Below are 15,569 nucleotides of genomic sequence, written 5' to 3'. Positions count from 1 at the left end.
CCATCGTCGGGAGGTCTTGTTGGACATCCCAACCCACGGAAGGCCGGTTCATGACAGACCAGCTCAGCCAAGCCCTCGTCGGCGTGCTCGAGATCGACGGCAAGCAGCAGGCGTTCGAGGCCAGCACGTTCACCCTGCGGGTCAGCGAGGCCGGCGGCGGCGCCCGGGCCGATGGCATGGGGACGCAGGTGACCGAGTCGTTCTCGATCTCGGGCGGCACCCTCGTCACCTCGGTGACGGTCCGTTCCGGAGGCACCACGACCACCACGACCACCACCAGCGACGACCGCGGCACCACGACGACCACGACGACGACCGACGCGAACGGCACGTCGACCTCGATCAAGATCACAAAGAAATGAGTACGCCGACGAAGGGCGCCGCCACCACCGGTGGCGTCGTAGCCGAGCGACACGAGCGCGACGTGCTGGCGATCTTCGCGGAGCTCCGCGAGGAACGGCGAGTCGTCGACGCCGTCATCGACGTCGCGTTCGAGCTGACACTCCAGCGCGGCGAGACGACCAGGAGCGCGCGGTCCGACTTCGTGACGTGGTCGCGGTCGGTCGTCGCGTCGGCGCGCAGCGGCAAGGATCCCGATGCCGACTGGAGCGAGGCGCTCGACACCCTGTTGCGTGGTTACCTGGCGATCGCCGGCGCGGCCGACACGACCGCCGGGACGGTCGCCGACCGCGTCACGGCGGTCAACGAACGGCTCGGCGGGTCACTCACCGCCCCCGAGCAGCACATCGCCGACCTCGTGGCCGGAGTGCTGATCGGCAGTGTGTCGATGTGGTCCGATGCCGACGGCGCCGCGAAGAAGGCCGGCGGGGGGATCGACAAGTCCCAGATCGCCCGCGCGGACGTCACGGGGGCGATCACCGGCGCGGCCGGTGCCGCCGTCGCCACCTGGTGGAGCGGGCCGGCGAGCGGCGGCGCCGTCACCGGCGCCATCGTGACGGGTGCGGTGCTCGGGTCGGCCGTCGACCTGGTGATGCAGGACAACGCCAACGACGCGCTCGAAGACGCGGAGCCGGAGGGCGGCCGCGTCGGGCCGTGAACACGTGATCATGGGTCCGGCCACGCCCTCGGAGGGCGTGGCCGGACCGGTCACTTGGTGAGCGGGGCGGTGAGGGTGGCGCTCGGGGCGACCAGGACGCAGGAGATGCTCCGGTCCTGCCGCCATTCGCTGTCGTCTCGCGGGTAGAGGTAGTAGATGTCCATGTTCTCGGTCTGCGGGGTCAGGTACGGCTCGAAGGCCGCGCCGCACCGCTTGTCGCTCTCCGCCTCGACCTTGGCCGTGCCGGGGTAGGAGCCCTCCGGGAAGGTGTAGACGTGGTAGACCTCCGCCTGGTGCGGATCGGTGCAGGCCACCGTCGGAAGGTCGTAGATCGCTCCGGTCCCGTCGAAGTCGCGGATGCAGTCGCCGGCCTTCAGATCGGTGACCACGACGTCGTCGATCCCGGCCGCCGCGTCCCGCCGCTCGTCGACGACGATGACGGCGAAGATCGCGGCGATGAACAGGACCTGCAGTCCGGCGATGATCAGGGTGGCGATGGCGAGCCCGCGGCCACGCTGGGGCTGCCGTTTGATCTTCCGCAGCGCGATGACGGCGAAGATGGCCCCGACGAGGCCGCTGACGAGGAAGGTGGTCAGCAGGCCGGCGATCGCCCACCCGTTGGTGCCCTCCTTCGGCGGCGGCGCGAACGGGTCGCCACCGAAGCCCGGCGGGTACTGGCCGGGGGCTACCGGTCCGCCGAACGGCTGCTGGCCGGGGGCGGGCGGAAAGGGCTGCGGAGGCGCGGGGGGAAAGGGCGGGGGAGCAGCGGCCGGCGTCGCCGGCTGCTGGAAGGGGTCGGAAGGAACTTGGTTGTGCACGGTCGCACGGTAGTTCCCCACCCCACCCGCGCGGTGTCCCTACTTGATCAAGAATCGGTATCGACCGGGACAGCTGGAACACAGGGGTCTTTGAGGTAGCTCTGAGGTTGTGTTCGATGGAAAAGCGGCCGGTCGAGGTTACCTTCTAATCGAAGTTCATCGATATGTAACCTGCGGTCCGGACAGTGTTCACGGGGGGAGTCCGGCCGGAACCCTCGAGAGGTCGTGTCACTATGCCCCGGCTCGCCATGTTCGCGCTAGACCTCGTAGCGGTGTCCGTTCTGGTCTTCGGGCTGTACTTCCCCCGGCACCGGCGGCGGGACCTGGTGGTGGCCTATCTCGGCGTCAACGTGGGCGTTCTCGCGGTGGCCGGGTCACTCAGCTCCAGCACGGTCGGGGCGGGACTCGGGCTCGGGCTCTTCGGGGTGCTGTCGATCATCCGGTTGCGGTCCACCGAGCTGGACCAGCACGAGGTGGCGTACTACTTCTCGGCGCTCGCGCTGGGCATCCTCGGGCCGCTCAGCGGTGGGGAGCAGTGGCTGGTGCCGGCGCTGATGGGGCTGATCCTGACGGTCATGTACCTGGGTGACCACCCACGGCTGTTCCGGTCGTACGGGCGGCAGGTGCTGGTGCTGGACAGCGCCGTCACCGATCCGCTCACCCTGACCGTGCAGTTGGAGGGCATCCTCGGGGCCCGCGTGCACAAGGCCACCATCGAGCGGCTGGACCTGGTCAACGAGACGACCGTGGTCGAGGTGCGCTACTCGTACGCCCAGGGAAGGAAAGCGCCGACGCTCGCCGGAGTGAACCGGTGAGCGCGACCACCCACCTGGATCCGATCTCGCTGGCCGAGCTCACCGCGAAGGCCGAGTTGCAGACGCGGGTCGACCGCAAGTACGTCCTTCCCCTGGAAGCGGCCCGGGAGCTGGTGGAACTCCTCGATCCGCGAACCCGGGTGCTGGAGATCGACGGCGAGCGGACGTTCCGCTACCGGTCGGTCTACTTCGACACCCCGGACCTGGTCAGCTACCGGCTCACCGCGCATCGTCGGCGGCGGCGGTTCAAGGTCCGCACCCGGACCTATCTGGACTCGGCGCTGTGCTGGCTGGAAGTGAAGACCGAGGGCTACCGCGGCGGTACCGTCAAGAACCGGCTGCCCTACCACGCCTGCGACCACGACACGGTCGAGCCGGGCCGCTGGTTCGTCGACGACGTGCTGGGCCACAGCGCCGGGCTGGATCTCGCGCCGACGCTGCTCACGCACTACCGGCGAACCACGTTCTACCAGCCCGCGGACGACTCCCGGGCGACCGTCGACGTCGATCTCACCTGGACCGGCGTGGACGGCACCGCACTGACCCTCCCGCACGTCGCGGTGGTCGAGACCAAGACCGGATCGGCCGTCTCCCCGGTCGACCGGCTGCTGTGGGCCCGCGGGCACCGGCCCACCAGCATCTCCAAGTACGCGACCGGGCTCGCAGCGTTGCGCCCGGATCTGCCCGCCGTCCCCTGGCGCAGACTCATGCGCCGCCATTTCCCCTGAAAGACAGGACACACGATGCCCAGAATCCCCCGTCTGGCCGTCCCCGCGGTGCTCACCGCAACCGCCCTGGCCACGTGGGTGGCCCCCACCCCCGCGTTCGCCGCCGGGCCCGCCGCCGCGGCCGCGCTCGCCGCCAACCAGGCCTCCCACCTGAGCGCCGCCGACCTGACCTGGAACGAGTCCGACGTCGCGGCGGTCACCCTGACCGGCACGAGCGCCACCACGACCAGCTCCAACGTGACCGTCTCCGGCAGCACGGTGACCGTCACGGCGGCCGGCACCTACCGGTTCAGCGGCACCCTCACCAGCGGCCAGATCGTCGTCAACAGCACCGGCGCCGGCATCGTCCGGCTCATCCTCAACGGTGTGACGATCACCGGCAGCACCGGCGCCGTCAACGTGGTCGCCGCCGACGAGGTGCTGGTGCACCTGACGGCCGGCACCACCAACCGGCTGACCGACGGCGCCGCCTCCGCCGACGCCCCGCTCGCCTCGGCCGCCGACACGACCATCGCCGGCACCGGGTCGCTGATCCTCACCGGCAACGCCAACGACGCCATCAACGTCAAGGACGGCCTGGTCATCGCGGGTGGCACGATCACCGCGACGGCGCCGGACGACGCCATCCGCGGTCAGGACTACGTGATCGTCTCCGGCGGCTCGATCACCGCGACGGCCGGCGGCGACGGCCTCAAGTCGGACAACGAGGAGGACGCCACCCGCGGGTACGTGGCGGTCACCGGCGGCACGGTCAACGTCACCTCGACCGGCGACGCGCTGACCGGGCAGACCGACGTGATCGTCAACGGCGGCTCGATCACCGCGCGGACCACCGGCGCCGACTCGGCGAAGGGCCTCAAGGCCGGCGTGCTCACCGTGATCAGCGACGGCACGGTCAACGTCAACGCCACCGACGACGGCGTCCACTCCGACGCCGCGGTCACCATCGACGGCGGCGCCACGACCGTGGCCAGCGGTGACGACGGCGTGCACGCGGAGACCGACGTGCGGATCGGCGGCGGCACGGTCAACGTCACCAGGTCGTACGAGGGGGTCGAGGGCCTCAAGGTGTACGTGACCGGCGGCACCGTCTCGGCCGTCGCCACCGACGACGCGTTCAACGCCTCCGACCCGACCTACGGGGAGATGCAGAACTCCCCGAACGCGCTCATCTCGATCACCGGCGGCGCCGTGAGCGTCAACGCCGGCACCGACGGCCTCGACTCCAACGGCGCCCTCACCATCGGCGGCGGCACGGTCGTGGTCAGCGGCTCCGGCACCCGCGGCGGCGGCGAGGGCGGCCTGGACGCCAACGGCGCCGTCACCATCGCCGCCGGCACCCTGATCTCCACCGGGATCAGCGCCACCACCAGCACCCTCCCGACCTCCGGGCAGGGCTGGGTGTCGGTCACCCTCAGCGCCAACCAGCCGGCCGGCACCGTGGTGCACATCGCCACCACCTCCGGCACGCAGATCGCGTCGTACACCGCGGCGAAGGCGTTCCGCGGCGTGGTCTTCTCTTCAAGCCAGATCACCAGGGGTACGACCTACGCGATCCGGACCGGCGGAAGCGTCTCCGGCACGGCGGTCGGCGGTGGCCTCTACCTGGGCGGCACGCTCAACGGAACGCAGGTGGCCACGGTGGTGGCCGGTAACCGGTAGGTCCGTTCATTCCGGCTCCTCCGGCGCCGCGGGCAGCCGGACCCGGAACGTGGTGCCTCCGCCCGGCGGCGACTCCACGTCCGCGGCGCCCCCGTGAGCGGAGGCGACGGCGGCCACGATCGACAGGCCGAGGCCGCTGCCGCCGTCCTCCTGGGCCCGGGCCGTCTCGCTCCGGTAGAAACGCTCGAACACCCGGGCCGCGTCCTGCGGGGCGAGGCCCGGGCCGGAGTCGGCCACCTCCACCACGGCGTGCCCGTCCTCCCGGCTCACCCGGACCGTGGCGGGCACGCCGGCCGGAACGTGCCGCAGCACGTTGCCGACCAGGTTGCCGAGAACCTGGCGGAGCCGTTCGGCGTCGCCGACGACCAGCACCGGCTCCGTGGCCACCAGCTCCAGCGCGCGGTCCGGCTGCACGGCACGGGCGTCGGCCACCGCGTCGGCGGCCAGCTCGCTCAGGTCGACCAGCTCGTTCCCCAGTGGACGGCCCTGATCCAGCCGGGCCAGCAGCAGCAGCTCGTCGACCAGCGAACCCATCCGGGCCGCCTCCAGCTCGATCCGGCGCATCGCCATCGCCAGGTCGCCGGGACGGTCGGCGGCCCCGCGGCGGAACAGCTCCGCGTACCCCCGGATGGTCGCGACCGGCGTGCGCAGCTCGTGTGAGGCGTCCGCGACGAAGCGGCGCAGCCGCTGCTCCGACTCCTCGCGGGCGCGGAACGCCCGCTCGATTTGGCCCAGCATCGCGTTGAGCGCCGCTCCCAGCCGGCCCACCTCGGTCTTCGGCGAGTTGTACGGCACCCGGCGGCCCAGATCCCCCTGCCCGATGGCGCCGGCCACCACCTCGATCCGGGTCAGCGGCCGCAGCGCCGTCCGCACCGCGCGGGCCGACAGCACCGCCATCGCCAGCAGCACCACGACGCTGGAGACGATCGCCACGTTGGTGGTCCGCTGCACCAGCTCATCCGAGTCGGTGGAGTGCATGCCGACCAGCACGATCCCGCTGCCGTCACTGAGCCGGGCCACCCGGACCAGCCAGTACGGCCCACCGCCCACGCTCGGCGCCCGCTGGAAGACGGCGTCCGCCCCGGCCGGCAGCGGGTCGGGCAGATCCGGCGACCGGCCCACGGCCAGCGTGTCGATCACCCGGCCGGTGGGCGAGCGCAGCTGCACGAAGGACGGGATGTCGCCCGTCTCGGCGGCCTGCCGCCAGAGCAGGCCGAGGTCGTCCGCCGGCGCTCCGGGCGCCAGCCGCCGGCCGGTGGGCGGTGTCGCGGTCAGCCGCCGGTCCAGGTCCGCGCTCATCGCGGTCAGCACGTCGTGGGTGCGGTCGTTGCGCCAGTCCTGGATCGCCCCGTAGATCGCGCCGACCGACAGGAACAGGCCGAGGGCGAGGAGGCCGACCATGGTGAGGACGAGCCGTCTGCGCAACGGCACGGGTCAGCCCCGCGGGGTGTCGGGCCGGACCACATAGCCCACCCGCGGCACGGTCCGGATCAGCGGCGGGCCAGCCGCGTCCAGCTTGCGGCGCAGATAGCTGATGTAGGTCTGGACCACGCCGTCGTTGCCACCGAAGTCGTACTCCCAGACGTGGTCCAGGATCTGCCGCTTTGTCAGCACCCGGCCGGCGTTGGCGACCAGGTAGCGCAGCAGTTTGAACTCGGTCGGGGTGAGGTCGATCGGGCGGCCGTCGCGGCGCACCTCGTACGCCTCCTCGTCGATCTCCAGATCGGCCACCGTGAGCCGGGTCGCCCGGGTGTCCCGCCGGGTGCGCCGCAGCACCGCCCGCACCCGGGCCACCAGTTCCTCCAGACTGAACGGCTTGGTGACGTAGTCGTCCCCGCCCACGGTCAGCCCGGCGATCTTGTCCTCGGTGGCGTCCCGCGCGGTCAGGAACACGATCGGCGCCTCGCAGCCGTCCTCGCGCAGCCGGCGGCAGGTGTCCAGACCGGACCCGTCCGGCAGCATCACGTCCAGCACGATCAGGTCGGGGCGCATCGCGGCCGCCTGCTCCAGCGCCTGCCGGCAGGACCCGGCGGTGGCCGGTTCGAAGCCCTCGTAGCGCAGCGCGGTGGCCACCAGATCGGCCAGGTAGCGCTCGTCGTCGACTACCAGAATCTTGATACCCGTGTCCGTCACGCTCACGAGTCTCAACCCTACGCAGCGCTGAATTTCTTAGGGATCGCTGTGACACCGAACTCTAAGAACGAGCGCAGAGCGGCGGAAGAACGCGGTGCTGTCCTGGATTGCATGGAACGAGTCTCTGAGATCGTGTTGCGCCGCAAGCGCCTGGTCGGACTGCTGGTGCTGCTCGGATTCCTGCTCGGCATGGCGGCCACACCGCTGACCGTCAGCCGGATCTCCGAGGAGTACGCCTACCCCGGCATGGAGTCCTACCAGGCCAATCAGGCGGTCCTGGAACACTACGGCAACGGCGGTTACCAGCGGCCGTACGTTCCGGTCGTGGTGCTTCCGGCCGGGCAGACCGTCGACTCGCCGGGCGTGCGGGACGCGCTCGGCCGCGCCTTCGCCGGGGTCGGCGCCGAGCTGGAGGCCCGGGTGGCGTCCTATGCCGACACCGGCGACCGGCGGTTCGTCAGCGAGGACGGGCGGACCACGTACGCCCTGGTCTTCACCGGCCCGACGGCGGACGGCAGCCCGCCGGGCGGTGGCCTCGGCGAGGTGCCCGACGAGACCCCGCAGATCATCGAGACGATGCAGCGGGAACTGCCGGCCGGCTCCGAGCTGCGGGTCACCGGCCTTGACACGCTGGCCACCGGGGTCGACTCCGGCGGGCTCAACGTGCCGCTGAAGATCGGTGTGGCCGCGATCGCCGCGGTCATCGTGCTGCTCATGGTCTTCCGGTCGGCGCTCGCCTTCGTACCGCTGGTCATCTCGGCCGTCGCCATCCCGGTGGCGTTCCTGATCCTGCTGGTGCTGACCCTGTTCACCGAGGTGCACGACAGCGCGCTGACCACGATGCCGTTGCTCGGCCTGGGCATCGCCATCGACTACGCGCTGCTGCTGATCACCCGATGGCGGGAGGAGCAGGCGCACGGCCACCGCGGCGACGAGGCGGTGCACCGGGCGATGCGGACCGCCGGCAAGGCGATCATCTTCAGCAGCGGCGCGGTGGCGATCGGCCTGATCACCATGGCCATCCTGCCGATCCCGTTCCTGCGCAGCCTGGGTGTGGCCGGCATGATCATCGCGGCGGTGAGCGCGCTGATCTCGCTGACCCTGCTGCCGATCCTGCTGGCCACCATCGGCCGGCGGCTGGACCGGCAGCGGCTGGAGCAGGGCGCCGGCCGCGGCGAGCGGCTGATCCAGCGGGAGGCGAACGCGGGCCGGCTCTGGACCGCCTGGGCCCGGCTCATGGTGCGGTTCCGCTGGCCGGTCGCGCTCTCCTCGGCCACCCTGCTGGTGGTCCTGTCGATCATCGGTCTCCAGATCAACCTCGGGTTGCCGGAGAGTAGGAACCTGGCCGACAGCGGGCCGGGCCGGGAGGGGCTGACCGCGCTCACCGACGCCGGGCTGCCGTCCGGGGTGCTCAGCTCCTTCGACGTGTTCGTGCCGGCCGGTGTGGATCCGGGACCGGTGGCCGACGGGTTGCGGGCCACGGAAGGCGTGTACACCGTGGTCGCCCTGCCGTCCTGGACCGCCGACGGCACCGCGCTGCTGACCGTGGTGCCGGTGCACGAGAGCCCGTCGGCGGCCGGTGCGGCGGAGCTGGCCGCGCTGCGCGACTCGCTGCCGGAGGGGGTGCTGGCCGGTGGCAGCGCGGCGCAGACGGTCGACTACGTGAACACCACGTACGGCGCCTTCCCGTACGTCCTGGCGCTGATCTTCCTGGTCACGTTCATCATGCTGGCCCGGGCGTTCCGGTCCCTGCTGCTGCCGCTCAAGGCGATCGTGCTGAACCTGCTGTCGCTGGGCGCGGTGATCGGGGCCATGGTGGTGTTCTGGCAGTGGGGCTGGGGCACCGAGCAGGCGCTCGGCATCCAGCCGAACGGCACGGTGGGCACGTTCGTGCCGCTCACCATCTTCGCGTTCCTGTACGGGCTGTCCATGGACTACGAGGTGTTCATCCTGGCCCGGATGCGCGAGGAGTACGACCGCACCGGCTCCACTCCGGAGGCGGTGGTGCAGGGCGTCGGGCGTACCGGCCGGCTGGTGACCTCGGCGGCGCTGATCCTGTTCTTCTCGTTCGCCTCGATGGCCGGTGGCGGCGAGTTCGACGTGGCGGTCTTCGCCACCGGCATGGGCCTGGGCATCCTGCTCGACGCCACGCTGATCCGGGCGGTGCTGGTCCCGGCCACGGTGGCGATGATGGGCCGCTGGAACTGGTGGCTGCCGGTCTGGGCGGCCCGGCTGCTGCGGGTCGAGCCGTCGCCGCTGCGCGACGAGACCCCGCGCGAGACCCGGGAGCCGGAGCTGACCCCGGCCTGAGCCACCGAAGGGAACGGCCCCCGCATCCGATGCGGGGGCCGTTCTCGTGTGCGGGTGTATCAGACGGCGGGGGCGGTGAGCACGGCCGCGGCGTTGAAGCCGCCCACGCCCCGCGCCACCACCAGCGCGGCCCGCAGGCCGGCGCCCTCGCGAGCCTCGGTGACCAGGTCCAGTCCGGCCGCCGCGGCGTCGGCCGGGTCCACGTTGACGGTCGGCGGCACCACGTCGTGCCGCAGGGCCAGGGCCGCCCAGGCCAGGTCGAGCGCGGCCGCGCCCGAGCAGAGCCGGCCGGTCATCGTCTTCGGCACGGTCACCGGCACCCGGCGGCCACCGAACACCTCGCTGATCGCCGCGGCCTCCCGGCGGTCGCCGAGCGGGTCCCCGGCGCCGTCGGCGAAGACCACGCCGATCTCGTCCGGGGACACGCCGGCCCGGTCCAGGGCGGTGCGCATGGCCCGGGCCAGCTGGCGGTGGTCCGCGGCCGGCTCGGACGGATGGTGCGCGTCGTGGGTGGAGGCGGTGCCGGCGATCTCGGCGTAGACCCGCGCCGTCCGGCCCCGGGCCCGGTGTGCCGCCTCCAGCACCAGCATCGCGCCGCCCTCGCCCGGCACGTAGCCGCTCGCGCCGGCCGCGAACGGCCGGTACGCGAGCGCCGGGTCGGCGCCGCGGTGCAGGGTGGCCACACTGCTCTGGCAGGCCAGCGCGTACGGCGACAGCGGCGCCTCGGTACCCCCGGCCACCACCGCCGAACTGCCCCGGCGGATCAGCCGGCGGGCCTGGGCGACCGCGTCGATGCCGCCCGCACCGTCCGCGACCAGCACCCCGCACGCGCCCTTGAGCTGGTGCCGGATGGAGATCTGCCCGCTGCTGGCGGCGTAGAACCAGCCGATCGACTGGTACGCGCTGACCGTCCGCGGCCCGTCCCGCCAGAGCGCCTGGATCTCCCGCTGCCCGAACGCGTTGCCGCCCGAGCCGCTCGCCGTGACCACCGACAGGTCCATCGGCACCTCCCGGCGCGGATCCAGGTCCGCGTCGGTGAGCGCCATCTCGGTGGCGGCCAGCGCCATCCAGGTCCACCGGTCGGTCTGTACGGCGAGCCGGTTCGCCACGAACTCGGTGTGTGTGAAGCCGGCCACCTCCCCGGCGACCGAGATCGGCAGATCCCGGTCGGCCGAGGAGGCGGAGCCATCCGTGGGGGCGGGCGGCTCGGGTGCCGAGATCGGGGCGATCCGGGCGGTGCCGGCCAGCGAGTTGCGCCAGTGCTCGGCCACTCCCACACCGGTCGGCGCCACCACGCCGATGCCGGTGATCACCGGCATCCGCGCGCTCACGGCTCGATCCGGGAGAACACCATCGCCGACTGGAAACCGCCGAAGCCGCTGCCCGCGGAGAGCGCGTGGTCCACCCGCGCCTCCCGGCTGACCAGGGGCGTGTAGTCCAGGTCGCACTCCGGGTCGGGGTCGGTCAGGTTCGCCGTCGGCGGGATGATCCCGCGCTCGATGACCAGCGCGCAGGCGGCCATCTCGATCGAGCCGATGGCGCCGAGCGAGTGCCCGACCACCGACTTGATCGAGCTGATCGGGATCTTCCGTACGGTGTCGCCGAGCGCCCGCTTGTAGGCGGCCGTCTCGTGGCGGTCGTTCTGCTTGGTGCCGGATCCGTGTGCGCTGATGTAGCCGATGTCCTCCGCGGTGATGCCGGACTGCGCGACCGTCTCGCTGATCGCCTCGCCCAGTTCGAACCCGTCCGGCCGCAGCCCGGTCATGTGGAACCCGTTGGCCCGGGCCGCGTACCCCGACACCTCGCAGTAGATGCGGGCGCCGCGGGCCCGGGCGTGCTCCAGCTCCTCCACGATCAGTACGGCCGAGCCCTCCCCGAGCACGAAGCCCTGCCGGCCCGCGTCGAACGGGCGGGAGGCGAGTTCCGGCTCGTCGTTGCGCGGGGTGGTGGCCCGGATCGCGTCGAAGCAGGCCACCGTGATCGGGGAGATCGGCGCGTCCGAGGCGCCGGCGATCACCACGTCCGCCTCGCCGTCCTGGATCAGGCCGTGGGCGTGCCCGATCGAGTCGATTCCCGAGGTGCAGCCGGTGGAGATCACCGCGGCCGGGCCGTGCGCGCCGTACCGGACCGCCAGCTCGGTGGCCGCGCTCGACGGCACCAGCTGCTGGTACATGAACGGCATGAGGTGGTTCTCGTCCACCGTCCAGGCCCGGCCGTGATCGCTGGCCACCACGTACTCGTCCTCGAGCCGGATCGTGGCGCCGACCGCGCTGCCCAGGCTCACCCCGATGCGGTCGGCGTCGGTCGCCGCCAGGTCCAGGCCGGCGTCCCGGACGGCCTCGTCCGCCGATGCCAGGGCCATCTGCACGAACCGGTCGGTGCGGCGGATCACCTGCGGCGCCAGGCCGTACTCGGCCGGGTCGAAGTCGCATTCGGCCGCGATCTGCGACCGGTACGCGCCCGGGTCGAAGCGGGAGATCCGCCGGATCGCCGGCTTGCCGGCCACGATCCGGCTCCAGAACTCCTCGCGGTTCGCGCCGCCCGGCACCACCACCCCGATGCCGGTCACCACGCTGCGCCGGGTCATCCGGTCACCACCGGCACCGGCGCGAGATGCTCGTTCGGGCCCGGCTCGGTGTCCACGTGACCCAGCTCGGGGCGCGGCGCCAGCGGGCTGAGCTGGAAGACCACCAGGGCGGTTTCGGCGCCGACGTTGGTCAGCCGGTGCCGGACGTTGCGCGGCACGAGCAGCGCATGGTCCGGGCGGACCGTCACCGGACGACCGTCCAAATCCACCCGCAGCTCGCCGCTGACCAGGTAGAGGTACTCCTCGGAGTACGGGTGGTAGTGCTCGGAGACGCCCTCGCCGGGCGCCAGCCGGACCGCGCCGCAGAACCCGGAGGTCGAGCCGACGGTCGCCGGCGAGACGAGGGTACGCAGGTCGCCGCCCCGCCGGGTGTTCGACGGCACGTCCGGGAAGCCGATCACGGCCTGCCGCCGCCGCTCCAGCGTCTCCCTGATCACCTTCTGCTGGACCAGGGTGTTGCGGTTGATCCGCTCGGTCATCCCGGCGGTGTCCACCGGTGCGTCCGGGCGCATGTGGAAGTCCTGCGTCCAGCGCATCCGGGTGCGGTCGGGGGCCAGTTCCTCGTACGTCCAGGTGATGTTCATGAACTCGAACGGGCCGGTCTCCACCCGCCGCGCCCGGGCCGTCCAGGTGTCCCGGTCCCAGGTGCGGTGCGAGACCCAGGACCAGACCCGGCCCTGCTCGTCGGGGTGCATGGTGAGCCGGAAGGTCACGCCGCACGGCTCCTCGTCGAGCACGTCGACCGAGGCGTACTCGGTGAACAGGGCGGGCCAGGCCCGTACGTCGTTGGTGTTGGCCCAGACGAAATCGATGGGCGCGCCGATCTCGACGGCGTTGTCGGTGTGTCCCAGCAGGCCGGTCATCGGTCCCCCTCGGCTAGTTCGCGGCGGCGAGGTCGTTGACCAGGGCGCGCAGGCTCTCCGGCGTGCTGTCGGCGTCCAGCCGCGGCTCGACGTCGACGCCGTACCGGTCCTGGATCCGGGTGCCGATCTCGGTCCGGGCCAGCGAGTCCAGGTCCAGTTCGGCGAACGATCGACCGTAGTCGGCGGCGCCGATGCCGGGGTCGGCGCCGACCGCCAGCAGCAGGGTGCGCAGATCGTCTTCGGTGAAGGCTTGGGATGCCATGCGGGCTTCTCCTTCTCATCAGAGCGCCCGGGCTGGGCGTCGTCACGACGCTAGGTCGGTGTGCGCGTCCAGTCTTCCACCGGCGTGATGAGAAAGGGCCTCCCACCAGGGATGATGTGCCCGCCCGGGGGAGGAGACGACGAGGCGCCCGCCGATGGGCGGGCGCCACGGTAAGGTGGGGCGGGTCAGCGGGTCCAGGTGTAGAACGAGTGCGCCATGGCGTCGGCCGGGCTGCGCCATGTCGCCGGATCGTAGGGCGTGATGTGCGCGTCGAGGGCCGTGCTGAGAGCCCGGAAGTCGTCCCGGTCACGGGCGCGGGACACCGCCTCCCGGCTGTCCCCGTCGAACTCCGCATAGTGGAAGTAGAGATCCCGGTACTGGAACAGGTGCCGCCGGGTGACGCCGAGGGCGTGCGGCAGCGGGCCCGCGTCCGATTCGGCGAAGAGGCGGGCGACGTCGGGCGACGCGTCCGGCTTGATCCGGGCAACGATGAGGATCCGATGGTCGCTCATGTGACAGCTCCCTGGTCGGCGTGATGGTCGGATGCCGTCACGTTAGGATGCCGGGCCCGCGCTGTCGTCCGCTGCGGAATGAAGCATGTTCTCCCCCGGGCGGGGGAGAACACCTACGCCGGCAGGAGCCGGCGATCGATGAGACCGTTCTCGTACGCGTAGATGACGACCTGTACCCGGTCCCGGACCCCGAGCTTCTGGTAGAGGTGCTGGACGTGTGATTTCACGGTGCTCTCCCCGAGGACCAGCATCCGGGCGATTTCCTGGTTGGAGTGCCCGCACACCAGCAGCCGGAAGACGTCCAGCTCGCGGTCGGTGAGGTGGCTCAGCTCGGCGCCCGGCGTGGACAGCGACGGCCGGCGGGCGAACTCCCCGATCAGCCGCCGGGTGACCGACGGCGACAGCAGCGCCTCCCCGGCCGCCACCTCGCGGACGGCCTGTTCCAGCGTGCTGGTCGGGGAGTCCTTCAGCAGGAACCCGCTGGCGCCGGTGCGCAGCGCCTCGAAGACGTGCTCGTCCCGGTCGTACATGGTCAGGATGATCACCCGGGTGCCGCTGTTCTCCTCCGGCGCGCAGATCCGCCGGGTGGCTTCCAGACCGTCCATCCGCGGCATGTTGACGTCCATGAGCACCACGTCCGGCCGGAGCCGGCGCACGTCGCGGACCGCGTCCAGCCCGTCCGGCGACTCACCGACCGTGACGATGCCCGGCAGACCCTCGAAGACCGACCGCAGCCCCCGCCGCACCAGCGGCTGGTCGTCGACGATCAGGATGCGAATTCCATCCATTCCCGCTCCCCGTGTTCGTGTGTGCGACCGATCCGCGTGACACCGGCGGGCTCCACTGGCAGCCGGGCGTGGACCAGGAAGACTCCGCCGTCGCGGCGGCCGTGGGCGAACTCGCCGCCGACCTCGGCGACGCGTTCGCGCAGCCCGGCCAGGCCCTTGCCGCCGCGGCGCTGGTTCTCCCGGGCCGGGCAGGAGATCTCGATCTCGACGTCGGCGCCGAACCGCAGCGAGATCCGGGCCGGGCCGGCGCCGTGCTTGATGGCGTTGGTCAGGCTCTCCTGGACGATGCGCAGCGCGGTGGTGCGGATCGGCACGGACAGCCGTGGCTCGGTGCCCGAGGTGTGCAGGGTGACCGTCAGGTGGGCGGCGGCCAGCCGGGCGATCAGCTCATGGATCCGGCCGAGCAGCGTCTCCTCGGCGTCCGGCTCCCGGCGCAGCTCGCCCACCAGCGAGCGGACCTCGGTCATGGTGGCCTGGGCCAGTTCGTCGATCGCGGTCGCGACCGGCTCCGGATCGGTGGGCCCGGTCCGCAGCCGGCGGGCCTGCATCGAGATCACGACCAGACCGTGGCCGACGACGTCGTGCAGCTCGCGGGCGATCCGCCGGCGTTCACGGTGGACGGCGGCCATCGACGGATCGGCCGCCCGCTCCCTGGCCCGCCTGCGGACCACCAGGGCCGTGACCACCGCGGTGAGCACGCCCAGGACGATGCCGATCACGAAAGCCGTGCCGTGGGTGTGATCGTAGGAATTCAACGGCATCAGCCACTCCTGCTCGACGCGATCTCGACACGGCGTGAAAGATCATTAACGGCGAAGATGGTTGAGACCGAAACCTTTGTCAGAACTGAACAACCCTGCTGACCGCCCCCGCCGCAGCCTTCCGCCGAAACGCTAATGGACCGCACAACGCACTGCAAGGCATCTATGTGACAGCTCTAAGGAAGAGGGTTGTTGACATTCCTCAGCTGCTTGATTTACTGGTCCTTCTTGTCCGTAATACCCGGACTTAGCGTGTCGATAATGTGACCAAGG

General features: G+C 71.6%; 16 protein-coding genes and 1 pseudogene. 6 read left to right on the top strand and 11 right to left on the bottom strand.

The features are described from left to right. Nucleotides 1–50: 50 nt before the first annotated feature. The gene (locus IEZ13_RS02035) at nucleotides 51–362 is read left to right on the top strand and encodes a hypothetical protein (protein ID WP_183216045.1); all 312 of its coding nucleotides are present in this window, start codon (nucleotides 51–53) and stop codon (nucleotides 360–362) included. Further along, nucleotides 359–1,057 (top strand): hypothetical protein, encoded by a 699-nt coding sequence (locus IEZ13_RS02030; protein ID WP_183216043.1) that lies wholly within the window; start codon nucleotides 359–361, stop codon nucleotides 1,055–1,057. Before IEZ13_RS02035 ends, IEZ13_RS02030 begins: the two co-directional genes overlap by 4 nt. A 50-nt stretch (nucleotides 1,058–1,107) precedes the next feature. Here IEZ13_RS02030 and IEZ13_RS02025 read toward each other — a convergent pair whose 3' ends face one another. Beyond that, entirely contained in the window at nucleotides 1,108–1,875 is a 768-nt protein-coding gene (locus IEZ13_RS02025) for a DUF4190 domain-containing protein (protein WP_183216041.1), read from the bottom strand. Between the two features lie 272 nt (nucleotides 1,876–2,147). Here IEZ13_RS02025 and IEZ13_RS02020 point away from each other — a divergent pair, with 272 nt between their 5' ends. Genes IEZ13_RS02020 through IEZ13_RS02010 form a run of 3 tightly spaced genes read left to right on the top strand, consistent with a single transcriptional unit; the run spans nucleotide 2,148 to nucleotide 5,080 of the window. Continuing rightward, the gene (locus tag IEZ13_RS02020) at nucleotides 2,148–2,690 is read left to right on the top strand and encodes a DUF4956 domain-containing protein (RefSeq protein WP_229794408.1); all 543 of its coding nucleotides are present in this window, start codon (nucleotides 2,148–2,150) and stop codon (nucleotides 2,688–2,690) included. Further along, nucleotides 2,687–3,418 carry a polyphosphate polymerase domain-containing protein gene (locus tag IEZ13_RS02015; RefSeq protein ID WP_183216037.1) on the top strand — a complete coding sequence of 244 codons (732 nt, stop codon included), beginning with the start codon at nucleotides 2,687–2,689 and terminating at the stop codon, nucleotides 3,416–3,418. The genes IEZ13_RS02020 and IEZ13_RS02015 overlap by 4 nt, the downstream gene beginning before the upstream one ends. A 15-nt stretch (nucleotides 3,419–3,433) precedes the next feature. Further along, a complete protein-coding gene (locus IEZ13_RS02010; RefSeq protein ID WP_183216036.1) occupies nucleotides 3,434–5,080 on the top strand; it encodes a carbohydrate-binding domain-containing protein in 1,647 nt (548 codons plus the stop codon). 6 nt (nucleotides 5,081–5,086) lie between these two features. Here the strand turns inward: IEZ13_RS02010 and IEZ13_RS02005 are convergent, their stop codons facing one another. Together IEZ13_RS02005 and IEZ13_RS02000 are read right to left on the bottom strand one after the other, a co-directional pair. Further along, on the bottom strand, nucleotides 5,087–6,511 hold the full coding sequence (locus tag IEZ13_RS02005) for a sensor histidine kinase (RefSeq protein WP_203833611.1): 1,425 nt from the start codon (nucleotides 6,509–6,511) through the stop codon (nucleotides 5,087–5,089). A gap of 3 nt (nucleotides 6,512–6,514) precedes the next feature. Then, nucleotides 6,515–7,219 (bottom strand): response regulator transcription factor, encoded by a 705-nt coding sequence (locus IEZ13_RS02000; protein WP_183216034.1) that lies wholly within the window; start codon nucleotides 7,217–7,219, stop codon nucleotides 6,515–6,517. A gap of 105 nt (nucleotides 7,220–7,324) precedes the next feature. On the opposite strand from IEZ13_RS02000, the gene IEZ13_RS01995 reads away from it, so the two are divergent. Further along, nucleotides 7,325–9,523, top strand: a complete 2,199-nt coding sequence (locus IEZ13_RS01995; RefSeq protein WP_183216032.1) for an MMPL family transporter — start codon at nucleotides 7,325–7,327, stop codon at nucleotides 9,521–9,523. Between the two features lie 59 nt (nucleotides 9,524–9,582). Here IEZ13_RS01995 and IEZ13_RS01990 read toward each other — a convergent pair whose 3' ends face one another. The 8 genes and pseudogenes from IEZ13_RS01990 to IEZ13_RS01960 form a co-directional block, all read right to left on the bottom strand. Next, nucleotides 9,583–10,854, bottom strand: a complete 1,272-nt coding sequence (locus IEZ13_RS01990; protein ID WP_183216030.1) for a beta-ketoacyl synthase N-terminal-like domain-containing protein — start codon at nucleotides 10,852–10,854, stop codon at nucleotides 9,583–9,585. Next, nucleotides 10,851–12,110 carry a beta-ketoacyl-[acyl-carrier-protein] synthase family protein gene (locus tag IEZ13_RS01985; protein ID WP_183216028.1) on the bottom strand — a complete coding sequence of 420 codons (1,260 nt, stop codon included), beginning with the start codon at nucleotides 12,108–12,110 and terminating at the stop codon, nucleotides 10,851–10,853. Before IEZ13_RS01985 ends, IEZ13_RS01990 begins: the two co-directional genes overlap by 4 nt. Continuing rightward, a complete protein-coding gene (locus IEZ13_RS46275) occupies nucleotides 12,107–12,532 on the bottom strand; it encodes a cupin domain-containing protein (protein WP_229794450.1) in 426 nt (141 codons plus the stop codon). The genes IEZ13_RS01985 and IEZ13_RS46275 overlap by 4 nt, the downstream gene beginning before the upstream one ends. Nucleotides 12,533–12,622: 90 nt before the next feature. After that, nucleotides 12,623–12,973, bottom strand: a pseudogene (locus IEZ13_RS46270) (SRPBCC family protein); the annotation flags it as partial. Between the two features lie 13 nt (nucleotides 12,974–12,986). Next, nucleotides 12,987–13,235, bottom strand: coding sequence for an acyl carrier protein (locus IEZ13_RS01975; protein WP_183216026.1), 249 nt, complete (start codon nucleotides 13,233–13,235; stop codon nucleotides 12,987–12,989). Between the two features lie 185 nt (nucleotides 13,236–13,420). Beyond that, nucleotides 13,421–13,747 (bottom strand): TcmI family type II polyketide cyclase, encoded by a 327-nt coding sequence (locus IEZ13_RS01970; RefSeq protein WP_183216024.1) that lies wholly within the window; start codon nucleotides 13,745–13,747, stop codon nucleotides 13,421–13,423. A 113-nt stretch (nucleotides 13,748–13,860) separates the two neighbouring features. Further along, the gene (locus IEZ13_RS01965) at nucleotides 13,861–14,535 is read right to left on the bottom strand and encodes a response regulator (protein WP_183216022.1); all 675 of its coding nucleotides are present in this window, start codon (nucleotides 14,533–14,535) and stop codon (nucleotides 13,861–13,863) included. Continuing rightward, nucleotides 14,514–15,296, bottom strand: a complete 783-nt coding sequence (locus IEZ13_RS01960; protein WP_183216020.1) for a sensor histidine kinase — start codon at nucleotides 15,294–15,296, stop codon at nucleotides 14,514–14,516. The genes IEZ13_RS01965 and IEZ13_RS01960 overlap by 22 nt, the downstream gene beginning before the upstream one ends. Between the last annotated feature and the right edge of the window lie 273 nt (nucleotides 15,297–15,569).

The organism is Actinoplanes campanulatus (assembly GCF_014647795.1).
Classification (GTDB): Bacteria; Actinomycetota; Actinomycetes; order Mycobacteriales; family Micromonosporaceae; genus Actinoplanes; species Actinoplanes campanulatus.
This window is presented reverse-complemented; position numbering and strand designations above follow the sequence as displayed.